The sequence below is a fragment of the Pedobacter foliorum genome, assembly GCF_013266735.1.
Lineage (GTDB): Bacteria > Bacteroidota > Bacteroidia > Sphingobacteriales > Sphingobacteriaceae > Pedobacter > Pedobacter foliorum.
This window is the reverse complement of sequence record NZ_JABSNU010000010.1, coordinates 51,790-72,019: the sequence shown is the minus strand read 5'-3', so window position 1 is coordinate 72,019 and position 20,230 is coordinate 51,790. Positions and strand designations below refer to the sequence as shown.

19 protein-coding genes are annotated in these 20,230 nt (G+C 36.2%); 5 read left to right on the top strand and 14 right to left on the bottom strand.

Features of this window, described 5'->3' with window-relative positions:
- Positions 1-73: 73 nt before the first annotated feature.
- The 4 genes from HQN83_RS18400 to HQN83_RS18385 all read right to left on the bottom strand — a co-directional run bounded on the left by HQN83_RS18400 (position 74) and on the right by HQN83_RS18385 (position 5,025).
- Complete coding sequence (locus tag HQN83_RS18400) at positions 74-517, bottom strand: hypothetical protein (RefSeq protein ID WP_173092092.1); 444 nt, start codon at positions 515-517, stop codon at positions 74-76.
- Positions 518-883: 366 nt separating this feature from the next.
- Positions 884-1,372: a hypothetical protein gene (locus HQN83_RS18395; protein WP_173092090.1), complete on the bottom strand. Its 489-nt coding sequence runs from the start codon at positions 1,370-1,372 to the stop codon at positions 884-886.
- A gap of 48 nt (positions 1,373-1,420) precedes the next feature.
- Positions 1,421-3,796, bottom strand: a complete 2,376-nt coding sequence (locus HQN83_RS18390) for an ABC transporter permease (RefSeq protein WP_173092088.1) — start codon at positions 3,794-3,796, stop codon at positions 1,421-1,423.
- Between the two features lie 167 nt (positions 3,797-3,963).
- Entirely contained in the window at positions 3,964-5,025 is a 1,062-nt protein-coding gene (locus HQN83_RS18385) for a ligand-binding sensor domain-containing protein (RefSeq protein WP_217277426.1), read from the bottom strand.
- A gap of 102 nt (positions 5,026-5,127) precedes the next feature.
- Here HQN83_RS18385 and HQN83_RS18380 point away from each other — a divergent pair, with 102 nt between their 5' ends.
- Complete coding sequence (locus HQN83_RS18380) at positions 5,128-6,018, top strand: winged helix-turn-helix domain-containing protein (RefSeq protein WP_173092086.1); 891 nt, start codon at positions 5,128-5,130, stop codon at positions 6,016-6,018.
- 57 nt (positions 6,019-6,075) lie between these two features.
- On the opposite strand, the gene HQN83_RS18375 is transcribed toward HQN83_RS18380, so the two are convergent.
- The 5 genes from HQN83_RS18375 to HQN83_RS18355 form a co-directional block, all read right to left on the bottom strand.
- Complete coding sequence (locus HQN83_RS18375) at positions 6,076-6,507, bottom strand: hypothetical protein (protein ID WP_173092084.1); 432 nt, start codon at positions 6,505-6,507, stop codon at positions 6,076-6,078.
- A 27-nt stretch (positions 6,508-6,534) separates the two neighbouring features.
- Positions 6,535-7,638 carry a hypothetical protein gene (locus HQN83_RS18370; protein WP_173092082.1) on the bottom strand — a complete coding sequence of 368 codons (1,104 nt, stop codon included), beginning with the start codon at positions 7,636-7,638 and terminating at the stop codon, positions 6,535-6,537.
- A gap of 223 nt (positions 7,639-7,861) precedes the next feature.
- A complete protein-coding gene (locus tag HQN83_RS18365; protein WP_173092080.1) occupies positions 7,862-8,332 on the bottom strand; it encodes a hypothetical protein in 471 nt (156 codons plus the stop codon).
- A 70-nt stretch (positions 8,333-8,402) separates the two neighbouring features.
- Positions 8,403-9,743 (bottom strand): serine hydrolase domain-containing protein, encoded by a 1,341-nt coding sequence (locus HQN83_RS18360; RefSeq protein ID WP_173092078.1) that lies wholly within the window; start codon positions 9,741-9,743, stop codon positions 8,403-8,405.
- An 86-nt stretch (positions 9,744-9,829) separates the two neighbouring features.
- On the bottom strand, positions 9,830-10,174 hold the full coding sequence (locus HQN83_RS18355; protein ID WP_173092076.1) for a TfoX/Sxy family protein: 345 nt from the start codon (positions 10,172-10,174) through the stop codon (positions 9,830-9,832).
- Between the two features lie 127 nt (positions 10,175-10,301).
- On the opposite strand from HQN83_RS18355, the gene HQN83_RS18350 reads away from it, so the two are divergent.
- The 3 genes from HQN83_RS18350 to HQN83_RS18340 all read left to right on the top strand — a co-directional run bounded on the left by HQN83_RS18350 (position 10,302) and on the right by HQN83_RS18340 (position 14,145).
- Entirely contained in the window at positions 10,302-11,441 is a 1,140-nt protein-coding gene (locus HQN83_RS18350; protein WP_173092074.1) for a helix-turn-helix domain-containing protein, read from the top strand.
- 152 nt (positions 11,442-11,593) lie between these two features.
- The gene (locus HQN83_RS18345) at positions 11,594-12,652 is read left to right on the top strand and encodes a serine hydrolase domain-containing protein (protein ID WP_173092072.1); all 1,059 of its coding nucleotides are present in this window, start codon (positions 11,594-11,596) and stop codon (positions 12,650-12,652) included.
- A gap of 23 nt (positions 12,653-12,675) precedes the next feature.
- Entirely contained in the window at positions 12,676-14,145 is a 1,470-nt protein-coding gene (locus HQN83_RS18340; RefSeq protein WP_173092071.1) for a serine hydrolase domain-containing protein, read from the top strand.
- Positions 14,146-14,323: 178 nt separating this feature from the next.
- On the opposite strand, the gene HQN83_RS18335 is transcribed toward HQN83_RS18340, so the two are convergent.
- The 3 genes from HQN83_RS18335 to HQN83_RS18325 all read right to left on the bottom strand — a co-directional run bounded on the left by HQN83_RS18335 (position 14,324) and on the right by HQN83_RS18325 (position 16,988).
- The gene (locus HQN83_RS18335; RefSeq protein WP_173092070.1) at positions 14,324-15,268 is read right to left on the bottom strand and encodes a hypothetical protein; all 945 of its coding nucleotides are present in this window, start codon (positions 15,266-15,268) and stop codon (positions 14,324-14,326) included.
- 70 nt (positions 15,269-15,338) lie between these two features.
- The gene (locus tag HQN83_RS18330) at positions 15,339-15,794 is read right to left on the bottom strand and encodes a GNAT family N-acetyltransferase (protein ID WP_173092069.1); all 456 of its coding nucleotides are present in this window, start codon (positions 15,792-15,794) and stop codon (positions 15,339-15,341) included.
- Positions 15,795-15,842: 48 nt separating this feature from the next.
- The gene (locus HQN83_RS18325; RefSeq protein ID WP_173092068.1) at positions 15,843-16,988 is read right to left on the bottom strand and encodes an alpha/beta hydrolase-fold protein; all 1,146 of its coding nucleotides are present in this window, start codon (positions 16,986-16,988) and stop codon (positions 15,843-15,845) included.
- A 419-nt stretch (positions 16,989-17,407) separates the two neighbouring features.
- Here HQN83_RS18325 and HQN83_RS18320 point away from each other — a divergent pair, with 419 nt between their 5' ends.
- Positions 17,408-18,205, top strand: a complete 798-nt coding sequence (locus HQN83_RS18320) for a Fic family protein (RefSeq protein ID WP_173092067.1) — start codon at positions 17,408-17,410, stop codon at positions 18,203-18,205.
- A 26-nt stretch (positions 18,206-18,231) separates the two neighbouring features.
- Here the strand turns inward: HQN83_RS18320 and HQN83_RS18315 are convergent, their stop codons facing one another.
- Both HQN83_RS18315 and HQN83_RS18310 read right to left on the bottom strand, forming a co-directional pair.
- Positions 18,232-19,185: a hypothetical protein gene (locus HQN83_RS18315; protein WP_173092065.1), complete on the bottom strand. Its 954-nt coding sequence runs from the start codon at positions 19,183-19,185 to the stop codon at positions 18,232-18,234.
- 7 nt (positions 19,186-19,192) lie between these two features.
- Complete coding sequence (locus tag HQN83_RS18310; RefSeq protein ID WP_173092063.1) at positions 19,193-20,152, bottom strand: carboxypeptidase-like regulatory domain-containing protein; 960 nt, start codon at positions 20,150-20,152, stop codon at positions 19,193-19,195.
- Positions 20,153-20,230 lie beyond the last annotated feature (78 nt).

Below are 20,230 nucleotides of genomic sequence, written 5' to 3'. Positions count from 1 at the left end.
AAACGAATAGGAAATAGTTGTCGCCTATAAACTCAGCCAGGCTTGTTAGCAATTCATGCTCAGAATGAATTCTTTACAATTTAGCTAATAGTTTATATAGATTAAATTCTTCTGTCAAGAACACCTCGCCCAAATGTCCGCCATGAGCTTTATAATGCGCTATACCATGCTTTGTGATGATTAACTCATGATACCCAACATCACTTTCAAGCTCTGGCAAGGTCTTTTCTTCTTCAGGCCCCAGAGTGATGAATGCCCAGTCTTCAAGTCTAGGTAAGATTTTCTCAGGAAGCCTCTCACCCACAGGATTTTCACAGAACTTTAAAGGTGTACACCAAAAAACATGGCTACGTACGTAGAAATCCTGTTTAAAGTCTCTAATTGCTTCTAAATGTTCATTTATAAGTTCCGCCCAGTTTTCTGAAATATGCAGGATAGCAAATTGCACATTATTGAATTTACTTCTTGTATAGGCTTTAATCATAACATGATTAGTTGGTTTCCTTGATTTTTTCATGTGAGTACCTCCATATTTAGTTATCACGAGCTGATATTATATGGAATCTGGTAAGGGCACCATTTAACGCAAAAAGCGTGGAACCCCACCTACCGCTACAGAGGTCCTGAGAGACCCACAAACGAAATAAGCGAAGCCCACGCTTTTAACGGCGTGAGCATTCCTCACTTATTCTCTCGTTTGTATTGAAAATTCTCAGGTTTCTGTATCGAGATTCTAAAGTGCTAAATGCTCCAATTTCTTGGATTATTCTGCAAAAATATAATATTAGTTCATTACATACATATTTTGTTTCGACTAATATATATAAGTTTCACTCAAACGAACAAGCTATAAAACAGATATATTTAAATATTTTCATCATTGCTACCACTCCACCCTTTCATAGAATTCTTCGTATATAGTCGGTCCCCCGATGGTGCCTATTGTATGCAGTTTGCCATTCTCCATCGTTAGTTTGTAGTTAATTTTCATATCTTCAAAACCATTGAAAGCCGCATACTTAGTAAATTCCTGATAATTTCCGTTTACTAAAGAATAGGTTCCGCCGGAAACTGAAGCGGCAAGTTTTTTATTGTTTAACTCCGGCATTTTCTTCTCTACAATTACAACAAAATTTGTAGGAGTTAATATTTTTCGCAAAAAAACAGATCCACTGTCTGATATTAAAATCTGACCGTTTTCATAAGTAATTTTCTGGCTTATAAGCTTCCAGGTTCCAATATGTTCGGTATTCTTTGACGGGGTAACACGTTTAATTGCTGCATTGCTCTTTTTATTCTTTTGCGTTTGAGCGAAGCCAACAGCACATATAAGTACGCCTGATAGCGTAAGACTTAGGATTTTATTCTTCATACAAGGATCGGTTACTCGGTTATCCTAAATATATAAATTATATTTCTCTTATTGTTCATACTTAAGCGCCTCCGCAGGATTGGCCTTAGCAGCCTTGTACGCCTGAAAACTGACCGTTAGAAAAGCAATCACAGCAGTGCCCACTATTGATATCAGTACAATGGATAAAGGTATGCTTGTCCGGAATTCAAAATTAGTAAGCCATTTGTTCATCAGGTAATAAGCCAATGGTACGCCAATGCAAGCAGCAAAAAATACCATTTTCAAGAATGAAACCGACAGCAATCTCATAATATTGCTCACTGAGGCACCCAGTACACGGCGCACACCAAATTCCTTCGTGCGCTGTTCCGCACTGTAAGCCACCAAGCCATAAAGCCCCATACAGGAAATAAATATAGCGATGCCGCCAAACAGGTTGGCCAGTATGCCCAGGATCTTTTCAGACTGCATTTTTTGGGCGTACAGATTGTTTACAAACTTGATTTCGACCGGATAGGCCGGATTGAGCCTTTTTGCAACGGCTGAGATCAATTCCACATTACGGTTCAAACTGTTGGCTGGGTTCAGGCGCATGTTGATCCTATAGCCTTTATACCTATTAAAATTGATAACCATCGGTTTCTCAGCCTCATATGGCGAATCCCAAATGATATCTTTAAATACCCCAATTACATGCAAATCATTACCATTCAATTTCACCCTTGTGCCCACCGGATTTTGAAGGTTCATCACCTTCACCGCAGAGCTGCTCAGCAGAACACCTGCTGTATCAGACGCAAAGTCTTTAGAAAAATCACGCCCTGCGATCAGCTCAACGCCGCTGGTCTTCACAAAATCATAATTGGTTTCCAAACGGTTAAAACGAATATCCTCGGCTCCTGGAGGCCTGTTGGGCCATTCGAAACCCGTAAACCAGTTACTCACGCCAGAGAGACTGCCAGCCGCCTGGTTAACGGCGGTGACGGCACCTGTTTTCAGAACTTCCGATTTGAATACCTCAAATTTGCCGGAGAGCTCGCCCTCCTGCGGCATTTCTGCCAGTAGATTTGCGCTGTAGCCAATCGGCCTGTTCTTAATGAAATCGATCTGTTTGTAGATCACTAGGGTAGCTATGATTAGCATAATGGCGAAGCAAAACTGCCCCACAACCAATACCTGTCTCAAATTCACAGGGATTGCCTTTTCCCTTGCGGCCTTTCTTTTTAAAGTTTGAACAGGGTTAAAAGCAGAGAGGAACAGCGCAGGATATAAGCCTGATAGTAATCCGGTTAGTACTACCACGCCAGAAATAACCAGCCAATACCAGGCATTGCCATAGTCTATTACAAGTTCTATACCCAGCAAATTATTAAACATGGGCAAAGCCAGCTCTACAACGGTTACAGCCAGTAATACACTGCCAAAGGTCAGTACCATCGCTTCGGTAAGGAACTGCATTACCAGCGAAGACCTTGTGGCGCCAATTGTTTTCTTTATGCCCACTTCCTTTGCCCTGCGCTCGGATTTGGCAGTAGCCATATTCATAAAATTGATGCAGGCGATCAATAAGATACCAAAGGCCAAACCAATAAACAGATAAATTTTTTCTATATCACCACCAACACTTTTTCCGTTAACGAAGTTACTATAGAGATGTGTTTTAGCGAATGGAAATATGAAATTCTCCCCTTTGGTATCCTTGCTTCGCTCATTAAACAGACCTTTGATCTTGCTGTTTATCAAATCCACTTTTGAGGGGTCGTTTACCTTTACCATTACTGGCCAGCTAAAGTTTTCCCACCCCCCATTTCTAGCATTTTCATTAAACAATTCTAAAAAAGACCAGGGTAAAACATAATCGAACTTAAGGGCAGTATTACTCGGAACGTCTTTGATCACCCCAGTGATTATCAGATCCCTTTCGTTTTCATATTTGATGCTTTTGTTCAGCACATTGACACCACCAAACAACAGCCTTGCAGTCCGTTCTGTTACCACAACAGAATTGGGTACATCAAGCGCTGTAGCTGGATTACCGGCTATAAACTCGAAATTAAAGATCTTCAATAGCTCAGGATCTCCAAATAATACCACTTTTTTGAAGCTTGTTCTGCCATTGGCAATAAGCGTTTCCCCGCCTCCGGCCAGGCGTGCTACCGCATCAACTTCCGGCACACGATTTTTGATCGCGCTGTGGATGCCATTCCCTGGAGCACTATAGGTACTGGTAACCTTTCCTGATGCGTCCTGGAAATTGATCATTACCTGATAAACCTTGTCGGCATCTTTAAATCCCTTATTATAATTCCATTCGTAGTTCACGTACAAGAGCAGTAAAAGGCAGGATGCCAGACCAATTGCCAAACCAACAATATTAATCACTGAAGAAGTCGTGTTTCTCCAGAGGTTTCTCAAAGCGATTTTTAAATTGAGTCTGAACATGGCGGCAAAGGTTTATTGGTTAAAGATAAGATTGAACTGCAATTAACCAAGTTAGTGCCAAGATCAACAAATGCTTTAAATCACTACTACACCCCGCTTTCTTTCCAAATCTACGGCAGAAACCGTTCATTATTGAACATCGGCCGTACGCTGCCGAACACCTACCCCTATTTAGCTTTAAAGTCATTAAAAGTAACCCCATCATAACGACAAACTCCGTTCACCGTACCAAACCAAATACTTCCATCTTTTGCTTCAATTATACCGAAAATCATTGGTTCTCCAGACTTTACTTCAGTTACAACAGGCTTATTATCAGACAATGTCTTGCCGTCATACCGTAAAAGTGACCAACCCTTGCCCGAAGCGCTTTCTGAACTAGTCCAAATATTACCTTTTCTATCTTCGTAGATATTCCCAACAAACTTCTGGGCAAAATTGGTAAATGTAATACCGTCATAGCGCCAAAGGCCATCATAACCTCCCAGCCAAATATTGCCTTTTTTATCTTTAATTATCGAACGAACATTAGCAAAAGGTTTACCCTCTTTATTGGTTACGGTGGTAAATGTCTTTCCATCATAAATGGAAACATATCCCCTAGTACCAAACCAAAATTTTCCTGTTTTGTCCTCAATGATAGAATTAACATCATTATGCATCCAACTACCATCTGGAATCGGATGTTGGTAAACTGACACATGGATAGAATCAGCACCAGTGGGAACTGGCCCTTCTTTCATTTTAAAATTCTGAAAGGATTTCCCATCGTAACGGCTTGCTCCTACTCCAGTGCCGAACCAAACATTGCCGGTTTTATCTTCATAAATATTAGTGACCTGATCACCGGCAAGCCCATCCTTTGTTGTGTAATTTTTAAAGGATTTCTCATTGTAGTAATAAACCCCTGAACCAACAGAAGCGAACCAAAAATTCCCCTTTTTATCTTCTAAAACAGAAAAAAAGCGAGCCTGCATTGCTTTACTTGTAATATTAGTAAACAATTTTCCATCGTATCTAATAATACCTTCAGTAGAAGCAAGCCAAATATTCCCCCTTCTATCTTGCTTGATGGTACGAACCATTCTATTAGGCCCCTGAGAAGTGGACACGTCTTTGGTTTCAACTGCATCCTGAGCATCATTTTTTTGCTGAGCCTGTACCGGAAAATAGATTACTCCAGTCAGCATGATAATCAGGCTATACAAAACATTTCTTTTATTTTTCATATCTTTTCTAATTGGTTCAACGAAACTACTTTGATATTTTTCATCGCAGAGAATTTGGATTGTAAATAAAAATGTAAACTTTGTAAATAAAAACTTGACACTATGCTTAATAGCCGAAATCTTCTGTCCGGAAAAGGTAAGTACCTCTTTGGATTCATGCTGCTTTTGTTTATTACTGTAATTTGCGCAGCTTCTAGTGTAACTGATGGTAACGACTTTAATATTGCCAGAAAGGAAGTTTTGCTCCGTCGGATCGGACATGAAATACTCTTACAGTCGGGCGACAGTACATCTAGGGTTCTTCCTATAAAAAAGATCGCTGATAATGAGTACCAAATCAGGTTTGAGAATGATCTAACTTTTCAACCCGAATCTCTGGTAAATACTACCAGACGTTTGTTGGCTCAAGACCCCCTAGCACGTGATTATATTGTTAACGTTCTAAACTCTGGCAACTCTAGTGTAGCTTATGGATACGCTATATCAAAAAATAAAAAAGATGATATTATAGCTTGTCTAGGCAGAGTGCAGCCCAGAGCACGTTACATGATTAACATAAAATTTAAATCGACAGGCATAAATACAACAAAGAACAAATATCTATTGGGCAGCTTGCCATTTTTAGCATTTGTTGGTTTTATTTTTCTGAGATCCGTTAAGCCGCGAAGAGCTTTAACTCACGGTGAAAATACCGGCATGTACACTTTGGGCTCAGTGTTGTTCGATGCGAAGAACAGAAAGCTCACCATAAATGGAAAGGCAATAGACTTAACCGGAACGGAAACCCGCGTATTGCTCATTTTTGCATTGTCGCCCAACGAAACCATAGAGCGAAGCCGACTGCAAAAAGAGATATGGGAAGATGAAGGTGTTATTGTAGGGCGCAGTCTGGATATGTTCATATCAAAACTTAGAAAAAAACTAGAAGTTGATCCGAATATTAAAATTGCTGTTATACGTGGAAAAGGATATAAGCTTGAAATTAACGCTTAAAAAAAAGTAGCTGCATATTTACCCAACAGATAAGAAATCTTTGTCCTATCGATAGATTTAAACAATTTTCAATTCTTTTTGGAGTTGGGAGAAATGCTCTTTAATTTTCAATCTGGTATCATAATCTGAAAAACGTGCGATATTGATCACCTGAACCTCATCTTTTTCTAAATATGCCTTAATCTCATCCAACCCAACATCAATATGCTTTAACATCTTGATATCAATAAGACCAGATCCATTATGAGTTTTAAATTCAACCTGATCCGGCCGCCATTCTATAAATAAACCCGCATCTTTTGACCATAACCTACTTAGCAAAGACCAGAATGTGCCCCCCATCAGTAAAGTTTTGATGTATTCGCTTTTGAAAGTTTCGGCCGACAATACCATGAACAGCCAGACCGCCAAATATATAGCTCCACATATATTAAGGATTTTCAAGCTCTTGGATTTTGCACTTAATTCGATTCTATCTATTACCGCCATATTTTTGAATATAATGATACTTTTAGATTAAGTTGCTTCTTCATTAATTTTTTGTCTTAAAAAAGCATTCAATTGTTCTGTAGAAACATTAAATTCTTTTTCAAATAGTTCTTGGTAGCTTTTGTAGGTCATCAATCTTTTTAAACCGTTAATTCCATCTTTTTCATAAACAAGTTTGCAAATCATGCCTTGGATTGCACTACCAGGATTTGTATATGGGTCTGTATACCAGAAGTCTTCTATTTTGCTTAGGTCGGCTTCCTGATGCTCTCGTAAATATTGGTTAACCCTTTTGAGATGCCATTTAATAGGATGGCCCATGCTGCCTCCATAAAGTACAGCCAACCCCTCCCTAATAGGAGAACCGATATGTAAGCGATTGAGGTAAACATGCACAACTTCATGAAAGTAATTTTCGCCGTATCCTCCACAGAAAACCTGGTTGTCACGATCATCAGATATTCCAGAAGGTTTTAGCTTGTTTCCCATCATTACGGTGTAGTCAAAACCTCTCAGTTTATACAATTCATCATTATCATCTGAGAGGTAGTATTTGATATGAATGGGCTTGAGGTTCCACTCCTTTTCAAGTTTGACAATGTTCTTGATTAGGCTATCTGCCCTTCTGTGGTTAAATTTGTGATTTGAAGGATAATAGAAATCAACATTTCTTACCGTTTTAATCCGCCAGTCGGCAAGATTTTCTGTCATTGGATTAATAAAATAAGGCTTTTTATGGTCGTCAGTTCCAATGTAATGATTGGTAACAGCCATAGTCATTATATTCCCTGAGGAATCTGCATAGGAAAACTGAGTCTTGATATGTACATATTTAGACTTTGATCTGATGTATAAAATAGTTGGACGATAACCCTGAGCGTACAATGGATTGTCATTGATTGCATAAATTAATTGATCTGGTATCTTTCTTTGTTTGAGCTCAGCGGCAGACCAGTAAGATGATAAATCGGGTATTTGTTTCCCATTAAAACCATCGAGATAATTTGTATAAAAACGAAGTGCTGTTTTAACCTCAGTTAAAGTGGTATCGACACCTGGATTTAGATATATTTGTGAGTAGGTATTAAATGCTAACAGTAAGAGTATTAATGAGAGTAAAGGTTTTTTCATGAATATCAAGTTAGTGTTTTTGAGCTAATAAAGAATAAAGAGATCTAAAAACCTTTTCCTCATCACTGCTGTAGTTGCATGATAAAATACTATAACACTTAGTATAAAAAAAAATGCCTCCCAAAAATTTAATTAGATTTTTTTTTTGTCCGATAACGGTCGTTTTGTTCGATAACGGCCTACTCATTAAGTAGTAGAGAAGAACGGAATCGGATGCATTAATTTAACTACCAGTTATAAAAATTTTAATCTGAGCACCATAAGGCTCGGAAATCACGTACGAGACACGCAATACTTTTCCCTCAACATTGACTTTTCCAACCTTAGTTCGCATCATACTTGGTTCTTTTGGGAGTATGGCTTTTTGATAGGTTGGTCCAGTACCGACAATGAGAGGAAGTTTGCTAGAAATTGTTGGGTCAGACGTATTAAATGTCATGAAAAGATCTCCAGTTGAAATTGAAATCCTCACCGAATCAAACACCCAACTTCCGATCTGAAAATTTCTAAAAAAATAGCAATCATCCCACTCTTTGATATAATCAAATTGCGACACATTGACTTTTGAAAAGCTATTATTCGCAATAATCGATTTAATGAAATCGTTATTCTTAATTGCAATAATAAATTCTACATTTTCTAGCATAATTACCTTGTGATACTCTTCTACCAAGCTCAGCTTTTTAAATAGCATTACCAATTTTACCTAACATATTTTTTTAGGTTATGAATCATCCTTCATATAAAAATTGGTTAAGCCATTGCTACTTTACCTTTTTGCAAACCATTTTCTTATCGGTATTCAAAAAAGACAACGAAACCACCTTGCCATCAGTATCCCTTTCAAAGCTAATTGTTAGCTGTTCTTTACCATTATCAAGCACAAATACATCTTTCTGCTGCGCATACATCTCCTGCGTGATGTTAGTCGTGGACATTAATCTGCCATGATCTACTTTCAATCCGATCAATTGCCCCTGTCTCAGCTGATAGTCCCCCTCATAAACTGCTAAAGTTGCACTATCCAAATGAACCTTGTTCTCCGCCGGAAATTGGTATGGCTCCTCATACAAGATTGCCAGAATTTTCAACGAGATCACATGTAAGTACACGTCCTGAATATTATTTAGCATTACAATACATATGTCATCTGTTGGAACGCGTGCAAATTCTGATCTAAAGCCCCATATGTCTCCGCTGTGGTGTACCGTCTTCTGCCTGAAAACTGAATCAATGAACCAGCCATACCCATAATTTGCACGAATAGACGTGTAAGCTTTAGCCAGTAAACTATCCGCTACTACTTTACCCTGCTGTAAGCCTACATGGAATTTATACAGATCACCCACTGTCGAATAGATTGCTCCAGCTGCCCTGGGCCTTTCAAACCCCATCACTTCTGCCGTATTCGCGTTCCCGTCTAAAGGAAATGCCCAGTATCCAGTAGCTTTATTCCTATCCTTCAGTTTGATAAAATCAAAATCACTTTGGCGCATTCTCAGCGGTTTAAATACATATTTGCGTACCGCATCGTAATAGCTCAAGCCCGTTACCTTTTCTATAATATATCCAAGCAGTATATATCCAGCATTACTATACCTCCAGTCTGTTCCTGGCTTAAAATCAAGGTTTTGCCCCTTTAAGGCTTCAACAAATATTTTCTCCTCAGTCCCCCCAGTAATATTCTGGCTTGTATCCGAAATCCCCGAGGTATGCGACAGCAAATGACTGATCGTTACACTGTCACCATTAGAAAAATCAGGATAAAACTTACTCAGGGAATCAGACAAGCGCAACTTTCCCAATTCTACCAGCTTTAGCACCACCGCCGAAGTAAAGGGCTTAGTAACCGAAGCAACCTGGTAAATCGTATTTTGGTCATTCCTCGTTCCTTTACGAATATTCTTAAAGCCATAACCCCGCTCTAATAGTACCTTTCCCTGTTGGGCAACAAGAATAGTCCCGTTAAACTTACCCAGTTTATGATAAGTGGCAATGAGGCGTTCAATCTCCTTCTGTTTATCCTGAGCATTAACCGAAAACCCAACAACGAGCAATAAGAGCATTGAACAGATCACCCTCAATCGGTTTTTTTTTATTCTCATAACCAAATTCCATCAACAAGATTAACAACCAAAATACATAAACCACTATACATCAGACATATATTTCATCAATATATTACATACTACTAAGTGTTTTTTTTCTTAGCTGATTTGGCTAGTGGATTGAATGCAAGGCAGAGGTCTACCCAATATTTTAGTTTCTTTTGGTTGTTAATGGCGATATCCTCCACGTAAACATAGTCTTTCATTAGGCGGCCGTTGTTCATCATGTTCCGACAATTGCCATTTTCCAATTCCTCTGTTACTTTTTCTTTGCCTATACGACAGAGCAGCTCCTCTCCCGAAACGCAGACGCACATTTTATGATCTACCATGAAGCAGATTCCACTAAACATTTCTTTTTCTATTACATCCTCTCTGTCAATCAGTAGTTCTCTTACCCGATTGGCCAATTGCTCATTATAAGCCATATGGTATCTATTTATAGTGTTTTAGCTTAAATCTATTGAATATTGTTTGCGTCTATTTTGTGAAAAATTTATTTAAATTCGCCGCACTAACTGAAAATCTAAAAAACTGGCCAAAAAAGAATAAGGAATGGACAAAATCAATTTATTAGTTATTGTTACCACAATCTCTTTATTCATTTCAGTATTTCTTGCATTTTTTCTGCTAACGGTTAAAACAAAACAGAAAACAAGTAATGTGCTATTTGCTCTTTTTCTATTATTAACTGCAATAGATACTAGTCACCCTTTATTTAATTTGGTAGCTGATGGTCCTTCAAATCTGGGAATGCTAAGAAATACACTTTCTTTCTTTCAAATACCTGTTTTTCACCTCTATGTTTTATCTGTTTGTTATACTGATTTCAAGCTTAAGCCGAAATATCTACTTCATCTGCTTCCATTTTTAATAGCTAATTTACTTTTATTACCCCGTTTTTATAGCGTAGATACTGCTGCTAAAATTAATTTTATTATGAACCGGAAAGATATGTTTGAACTACAGTTCTTTCATATCCTTATTCATCTTCAAATAGTTATCTATTTTACTGCCGTTTTTATGCTATTGAGAAAAGCAAAAAAACTATATCTTGAAAATTATGCAGGTACCAGTATTAACGCTTATAATTGGTTGTTTCAATTTACCAGCGTACTAACTGCTTTATATTTAATTGTCATTCTAAAAAATGTCTTTAAATTTTCTGATTATCCGTACATCTCTGAATGGATAAGAATTGGAATCCTGGTACTTCAACCGTTTATTATTTGTTGGTATTTATATAAAGCACTAAATAATCCCGGTTTATTCAGAAATATTGATTCGAAATTAAAACTTGTTTCGGACCTTATTTTAGAAGAAAAAAATAATGACCAAGTAACTGTAGACGAAAAAGAATACAATCAAGAATTATTGAAACTGCAGCAGTATATGGTCGAAGAAAAACCATTTCTTAATCCTTCTTTAACAATTCAAGATGTTGCCAAGGGTATTAAAGTTCCTGTTCGCGACTTATCTCTTTTAATTAATCATAAATTAGAACAGCATTTTTATGATTTCGTTAATGCCTATCGTGTAGAGAGCGCTATGGATATTTTAAAAGATGTTACAAAAAGTAAGGTTACTGTTTTAGAAATTCTATACGAGGTAGGTTTTAATTCAAAATCTTCATTTAATACGGCTTTTAAAAAGCATACTGGCAACACCCCTACCTCCTATCGCAAAGGACTGTAAAACAGTAATTTGTAATTACTCGTACTTCTCGTTTTAATTACCCGTACTCTTTTTTTGAAACAAATGAGTACGACTACTTTTACTCGGTCGCGTAGCGCCGCTTTCTTCCTCATGTTTGTATCGAAATAATTTTTAACATAAAATTCGGTACAATGAAAACTTCATTAAAACTTTTAGCAGCACTATTATTACTAAGCAACTTTTGTTTTGGACAAGACATCTCAAAAAAGATTGATTCAATAATAAAGGATAGTTATAAAAAAAATCCTGAGGTAGGTATTAGCGTTGGTTTTATCAAAAACAATGAAGAACACTTTACAGCATATGGTAATTTGAGTGCAGAAAATCAGGTTGAAATCAATAAAAAATCCATATTCGAAATCGCATCCATCACCAAAATTTTAACTTCAAATTTAATTGCACAAGCGGTTATTGATAACAAAATAAAAACTGATGATTATATCGACCGCTTTCTTCCTAAAGCGTATGTGTTGCATGAAAATCTTAAAAACAAAATAAAGATTTCTGACCTGGCCTCTCATCAATCTGGTTTGCCCGATATAGACTTTGCTAAGTTAATAGCACTAAATCCGCAGCAGCCTGTAAGCAGTGTAACCGAAGAAACATTGACTAGTTTGATTAATAATTGTACTGAACTAACAGACTATGGTAAGTATCGTTATTCTACAATTGGATATACTTTGCTAGGTCAAATTTTAGAAGGATTGTATAACAAGAGTTACGATGAAATTATCAGAAACAAAATAATACAGCCATTAAAGATGAAAAATACGCTAACCAAGGAATTCGATGTAAAGAACAGAACAGTTGGGCACAGTCCAAATGGTGATATTCAGGAGTTCTTTAATTGGAATGTTACGGCTCCTGCCGGATTGATAAAATCTAATGCTGCTGATATGGTTACGTATTTAAAAGCAGTTTTAAATAAAGAAACCGCAGTTGGTAAAGCGGCCATCATTACTGAAAAAATCTTCTATAAAGATCAAAAAAGAGAAATGGGATTAGGTACAAACATTGTAACGGACGATAAAAATACGATTTATATGAAAACAGGAGATTCTATGGGTCAATCTTCAATCATATGCTACAATAGGGCTAAAAATTGGGGCATCATTATACTTCTAAACCAAAGGAACTCAAAAATGAGACAGAACCTATTGAATGAGATTTATGACACGGTATTTAAATAATTTATAACATAAAAAACTAGACCATGAAAAGTACTTTTTACTTACTAATTCTTCTACTAACAGTTTCGAGTTGCCAGACACGCAATAAAGCTTTGTCGAAAAAAAGAGATTATAGCTTTATAACAGACAGCTTACACATTGAACAACAATTGGAGAAATACAAGCTCCCAGGATTTAGCCTTGTTGTTTTTGAAAATTATAAGATTATATATTCGAACCAAGTTGGGGTGAAATCAATGAATTCAAAGGAAAAACTAGATGAGAACACTGCTTTTTCTACAGCATCAATTTCAAAACCAATAACTGCGCTGCTTTGCCATATACTTGAGGAGAAAGGTTTAATTAATTTAGATGATCCAATAGATAAGTACTTAAAACGTTGGCATTTGCCAAAAAGTAAGTTTACTGAAAACAATAGCCCTACCTGGAAACATTTTTTTAATCATACCTCTGGCACAAATCAAGGTGGATTTGCAGACTATTATGAAGGAGATACCATTCCGACAATAAAACAAAGTCTTTTAGGACAGATACCTAGATATGATAAGGAAATTGAATTCCTGTTTACTCCTGGAACTAGTTTTGAATACAGTGGAGGTGGTTATGTAATTATCCAAATGGCTTTGGAGGATACTTTAAATAAGTCTATTGCTGAACTTGCACAAGAATATATTTTTGCTCCTCTTGGCTTGAAAAACACAACAATGATACAGCCTAATGAAAAAGGTTTTTTAACGAATGTTGCTCTTGTTCATGATAAAGATGCAAAAGTTATTAAAACAGGCTTACCTATTACACCACAAGTTGGCCCATCAGGAATGTGGTCTACACCTTCGGATTTAGCTAAGCTGTCTATTGAGATACAAAATGCCTTACGTAATAAAAACAACAAAGTGATTTCTCATAGTATTGCCAAAAAAGTAACAGCAGTAACTGCTTTAAAAGATGCTGTGGCTGGCTGGGGATATGGATGGCAAAAATCTTTTGGGTACAACAACTATGATTGGTTTTCGTGCAATGGTTCAAACACAGGGGTTGGTGGTAGTGTTTTTGCTACTATGGTAGACGGGAATGGCTTTGTGTTTCTTGCCAATGGCGAAAAACCAAATCGGATTCCTGTAATGACCCAAACCCAACGGAAGATTTTGACAGTAATGGACTGGAATAAAGAAAAACCTAGTGAAGAAATTCAGGAAATTCCTGCAAGTGTAAAGGAAAAACTAATAGGAACGTATGATGATTTCCTTTATGGACAGGGTATGAAAACCAAAATTGTAGAAAAAAATAACCGTCTTTATGTAGAATCTGAACTTTTGGAACACTTTAAAGGGAAAAATGATCAAGAGTTGGTGTACCTGAAAAATGGATCCTTTAAGCTTGTAGATTACCCTAACTTGTTAAAATTCGATTTCAGCAATGGAAAGGTAAATTCTGTAACCTTAACAAGAGATAAGCTGGAAACTAAAGTTCTGATAATTAATAAAGGAAAATAAGGGCTGAAATATTTTCCCTATCTTGTTAAAGACCTATATGCCGAAGGACTGGAAATACTATGGTTATTAGGCATATTAGGCTTGCGCATAACTCTTAAATGTATGAAATGAATTTTTCATAATAATAAGTGAATAAAAAATTGCTATTAGGGTAGATATTTCTTTTTTCATTTTTTCACTATTTAATGCTGTTAAGTAGCGTGTGAAGGTAAGCAAGTTGCTTTGGCGTGAGGTGTTGTTGTTCAGCTTTTTTTAGAATTCTTTTCTCTTTTTCAGCACGTTTTTTTATCCTCTCTACTGGTGTATAGACAGACATATACTCTTCCATACTTTGCTTTAATTTCCCATTCAGACAGGATTTCGGATTTGATAGATAATAATCGGTGAAGCTAGCCATGTGACTATAAAACAGTTCTTCAACAATTGCAGTAAAGGACTGCATCGTTAAATCATCCGAATGGGCACATATTTTTTCTAATTCATGCACGCTGGAAACATCAAACTTGCCGTGCATAAGTATCGCCGCAATACTATCCACCTTTCCCTTAATACTTAATTTTTTTTTCCCTTCAGTATTTTCACCCAAATTAACAATCAAATCAAAATCTGATTTATTTCTCAAATCTTCATGATCATTTTGTTCGTATGTCTCATTTTCGGATTTAGACTTTGTATTTGTAATTAATTCTAGCTTTGCTATAATCTCTTCGTAAAACCGTTTTGAAACTCTTTTCTGTACAGTGGTATCCAGATTTGCTTTTCTGTACCAAGTTCCATCTCTAAAAACAGACCTTAGCGCAATCATAGTTGACATTTTACTCTGGTCCTCTTCCATCGGTATATAAGAGAAGAAGTACATCTCTTCGTGATCCTTTTTAATGTATAATACTTCTCCTTCCATTGCACCAGCAGTATCTCCTTTCCAATATTCGGAATCGTACTGCAATCGTTCTGGAATTTCATTTTCAAAATCTGAATTTCTAAGGCTGTCAACGGCTAACTTAAACTCATCCTTCTTTATTGGAAATGTAATAAGCGCCCAGCCACCTAAACTTCCTTCGCCTGGATAATTACAGGAAAACAAGAGTACTGATATAAAAAGAAAAAGGATTAATCTAAACATTGAGGCGATTTTATCGACTTTAATATACGGTTATTTTGGATATTGATTAATTGATTGGAGTATTGATAAGTTATGCCTGAAATCTAATTTTAACCGCTGAGATAATATCAGTTTCAATTCTCTCTTCCGTTACTATAAAACCATTTTTTTGATAGAATTGCATTGGTGTATAATAGGTTGAACCGTCTTGTCTTAAGTCGTTATTGTGATCGATAACCCAACCACATAGTTTTTCACTATTCTGCTTTAAACTGTCGATTAACATTTTCCCATACCCTTTGTTTTGATTTGAGGCATGTACAAGAATAGAGAACCATATCTCCTCATCCCTCAGGAAGGCAACAGCCCAACCAATTACTTCGTCTGATTCATTAAATAAAATGTGGTGATTATACTCCTTTATATCTTTCAACAGTAGTTTAAACCTGTTCTTTAGTTTGATTGGATATAATTGATTCCATAAGTGATCAATTTGATTGGTTTGATCCTCTGTTAGATTTTTTGATATTTCAATTCTTATGGTCATGCTTGTACAAGCTAAATTAAACAATATGGTAATGTTCCAATTAAGCCACTACTTATTTTTCTGTTTTGCCTGCTCTAAGAACTCTGCCGCACTTTTCTGATCATTTAACTCATCATAATATCTTGCCATTTCGATATACCCGTTTGCATCGTTAGGATATAGCCGAATGTACATTTCCAGAAACATTTTAGCTCGTTTGAAGTTTTTATCCAAAACCTTACTTCGCCAGGCCAACCCACTAATATCAGTCGTTGAGGGAAGTATTGTATAACCCATTTTCTCAGACAACATTTTATAATGATTCTCTAAAACTGTTGCTGAGCTGTCTGTCAGTATCTGAAAGCCCGGTCTTTTATAAAAACTAAACAAAGTCTTCAGTGCATCGTATGTAGCTATTAAGGGAACTGAATTATGATTTTCATTAGGGTAATATTTAAATGTGTTCTGAAGACCAGTTTCCTTATGCTTATTCAAAAGCTCATCAAAGTGCACAACTGATTTCATAGCATTAGTATAACCCGTGGTATCATTAGCTACTTTGCTGGAGTTTAAGATACCTACAGGATTACTATTTGCCATAGCAAGAAAAAAGGCTTTATTTTTTAAAGAATTTGGCTTTAATAAGTTTAGTGCATTTTTGCTAATATCAGAGTTTTTCCACCATATAGCGGGATCTAAAGCAATGTAAGAATTGAAAAGAGCAGGGTATTTTACAAGTATATTTGCCACAAGAAGCCCAGCTACTGAATGACCTAAAACTAATCTATATGGTGCTACATTGTATTTTTCTTCTATGAAAGGTATAAGTTCCTTGCCGAGAAAAGATATAAATTTTTCACCACCACCATTCGGCTTATAACTACTTGATGAATCGGGTGGTAAAGTGAAATCCCTACTTCTATCTGTGTTGGTTATTCCAACAATAATCATATCAGGAATTATGCTATTGTTAGCAAGAAAGGACGAAACTCCCGTATAAAAATGGAAAAATGATTCGCCATCTAATATATATGCAACCGGATACTTAAATGCAGGGTTAAAGTTGTCGGGTAGATAAACTGTTATTATTCTTTCTTCCTTTAAAATTTTGCTGTACAGACTATCAACTTTTCCAATTTCAATGGACTTCCTTATTTGAGATTTTGCTCCGCAAAAATTGATAAGTAATAAAACAAGTAAACAACATTTTTTCATTGGAAGGTTTAAGCTCAGTTATACGATTGAACAATATCAATTATAATTCAATATAACTCATTTAACAGTGAGTAAGGCGCATAAGTACTGAATTATTAACAGACAGTTGAAACGCCCCCGTTAAATTACTACTATTGTATTGTAATTAACGCACTCAGATGTTTAAGATAAGAGCTATTTTTATTATTGCCACTATAATGCTTAGGGCCACCATAAGTTTCGGCCAAGATACCATTCCGCCATTAGCGACCTTAAAACCATCGGCAGGAGAATAATCTCTATTGTATATAAGGGGCACCCCTTATTGGTAGCGATTACACAAACAGTAATATAGCCATTTGAACATATCTCCAAAAAGGACTGCATAAAAATTGCAGGTCTAACACAACACCAAATTAACTACATTTGCATTGAAGACAATGGACATCATCAAACTCATAAAGCAGTATCAGAAACTGGGGATAGATCAGGTGATAGATCATGAAAAATTTAATCTGATTTCTATCGTTCATCATTCTACCAGGATTGAAGGCTCAACCCTTACTGAAGTGGAAACACAGGTTTTACTTAGTGAAGGTTTGACGCCAAAAGGAAAGCCTCTGCATGAAAGTCTGATGGTAACTGATCACTATGCTGCACTTAAATATGCTTTAGAACAAGCCACAACAAGAAGTACTATAACCAGCCAGTTTATTCAAAAGCTAAATTCACTGATTGTAAAGAATACCGCAAGTACCTACAATACAGTGTTTGGAACAATTGATGCTGCTACCGGAGCTTTTCGTAAAGGCAATGTAGTGGCTGGGGATACGTATTTTCCTAATTTCGATAAGGTGGAGATGTTAACCAAGAATTTGGCTTTGGATCTTGCCGGACGAATGCAACAGGATCTAAACGTTCGGGAAAAGTTAAATCTCTCCTATGATGCACATTTCAACCTAGTCAGTATCCATCCTTTTTATGATGGAAATGGCAGAACTTCCAGATTGTTGATGAACTATATTCAAGCTGTACATAAACTACCACTTGCAATTGTACACAATGAAACAAAATCCGACTATTATCAAGCACTCATTGATACTCGTAAACATGAGGACATTAACATTTTCAGGAAATTTATGGATGAGGAGTACATTAGGCATTTGTCTGCTGAAATTAACAAATTTGAAGAAATGCAACATCCTAAGAAGGGCCCTGGCTTCACTTTCTTATTCTAAATTTTCAAAGATTAACTACAAATGTGTTAGTTGTAAGCTACTTTAGCCTTTATAGCTAAATCAGTTCCGAAAGGACTGAATGTATCATAAGGTATCCAATTACGGCTTGTATCCATTGCCCATATGTTTAGATTTTTATTGAAAATGGGCAGTATACCAATTGCAGGTTTATAACTTATTATTTTTTCCGCATCGCGCTTGTAATTAAATACATAAGTATAATGTGCATTGTAGTAATCGCGCATCCATTCTACTGCAACAAAAAAAGTCTTGTTAGGTATGATAATATTGTATTTTTTTAAATCTATCCGGGCTTTTTTTGAGTCAGCTATTTTTATTTCAATAATGTCTGTACATAGATCTTTGCCTGGCTTTCCTGTCGACGGATCAATATCATAAATACGTACCTTAAACTTAGTATATTCAATATCAAGATAATCATACATTTTATCATTATTTACGATATCATGGTTTGTATTTATATTAAATGACAAGCGGTTTAACTGAATAGCATCTAACCGAGAATTTGTTTTATCTATATCAAATCGTTGCGCCAGTTGAAGATAATTAAAGCCCTCACCATTTTGATGCAAGCCTGCAAAATAAACAACATCGCTATCTTCAAAATCATTTAACAAAGTATCTTTTAAGAAAGTTGATTTAATATGATTGTTCTTAAGAATTGCTTTGCTTAAACGTAAAGTATCCAAGCCCTCAAGTGCTTTTAGTGACATCTTTAATTGATCATAATTTTGTACGCTAAAAATAATGGTGTCGGTCATTAGTTTTAGATCGCCAGGTATCATAAAAACCCCGTCGTTTTCTGTGGTGATAGCTAATTTTGCACGCACTATAGACACTGAGACCGTTAATGGCTTGTTAGTTACCGCGTCGACTAAGTGAAATGTATTACGCTGTTCCTGTTGTGCGCTTGACGCCAACCACATTATACAACTTATAAAAGTTAGAAAGATTTTCATACCCTTGTTAATAACGTATTGTCGCCGATATAGCCATTGTTTTGTTGGATTGACGGGATTTCCAGTTCCCTTTTTCATCTACAGACCATAATAAACTAAGTTTGTGAGGCATATATACTGATATGACAGGTTGATAAGCTATAGAATAAGCAGCTGCATCTTCGGTTACTTGTCTGCCCTTTTTGTTTAAACCTTTGGCTTTCTTTTCTGTCACTACGCTTATCATTTCATTAAACGGGATAAATAAATACTCAATAACGATGAAAAATTTAGAGGGCAATAGAACACTATCTTTACTGAAGTCGATAGTGATTAGGTGAGAATTATCCTGAACCGTAACATCTTTGGTAATAATGGTTTCACCGGGACCACCAGTACTATTACTAAGCCTCTTTATATGTAAAATGAAGCGTGCAAATTTATTTGGTTTTACAAGGTAATTCCCAAAATCTTTTCGCCCTAATTGCACGCTTAATAGTATGGCATTCTCAACTGGCGCCTCAAAAAGTTTGGCCGAGAATTTGGAATTTCCGATCATTATGCCTCCTGTCACCTTACTCTCTTCTCGGATATCGGCAAACCAAAACTTTTCAAGTGTTATATTTTTGATTTTTACTGCTTTAATGTTTACCTCATTAAGACTAGCAGAGGTAGATTCTAGCTCTATAAATAGGTAATCCTTAACATCTTTTACCGATAACTGATAGGTTTTATAACCTATAAAAGTAAAAAGGAGTACATCATCTTTAATTGCGTCCTTTGCAAGTAACTTAAAATATCCTCGATCATTAGTCTTCACACTAATATTCTCTTTTTGTAAAGTTACTGTTGTTGCAGGTAAGGGCAAATTGGTTGTTTTGTCTAACACCTGGCCTTCATATATTTTTTGTGCTTCAGCAAAATACGGCAGTACTATAAATATGGATACGGTAATTAGAAAAAGTAGAAACTGATAACTTTTTTTCATACGTGAGGCGTTTTAGGATGATCATAGATCATCTTAAATATAATAAATTCAGCCGTATGACTAGACTTTACAATCTAT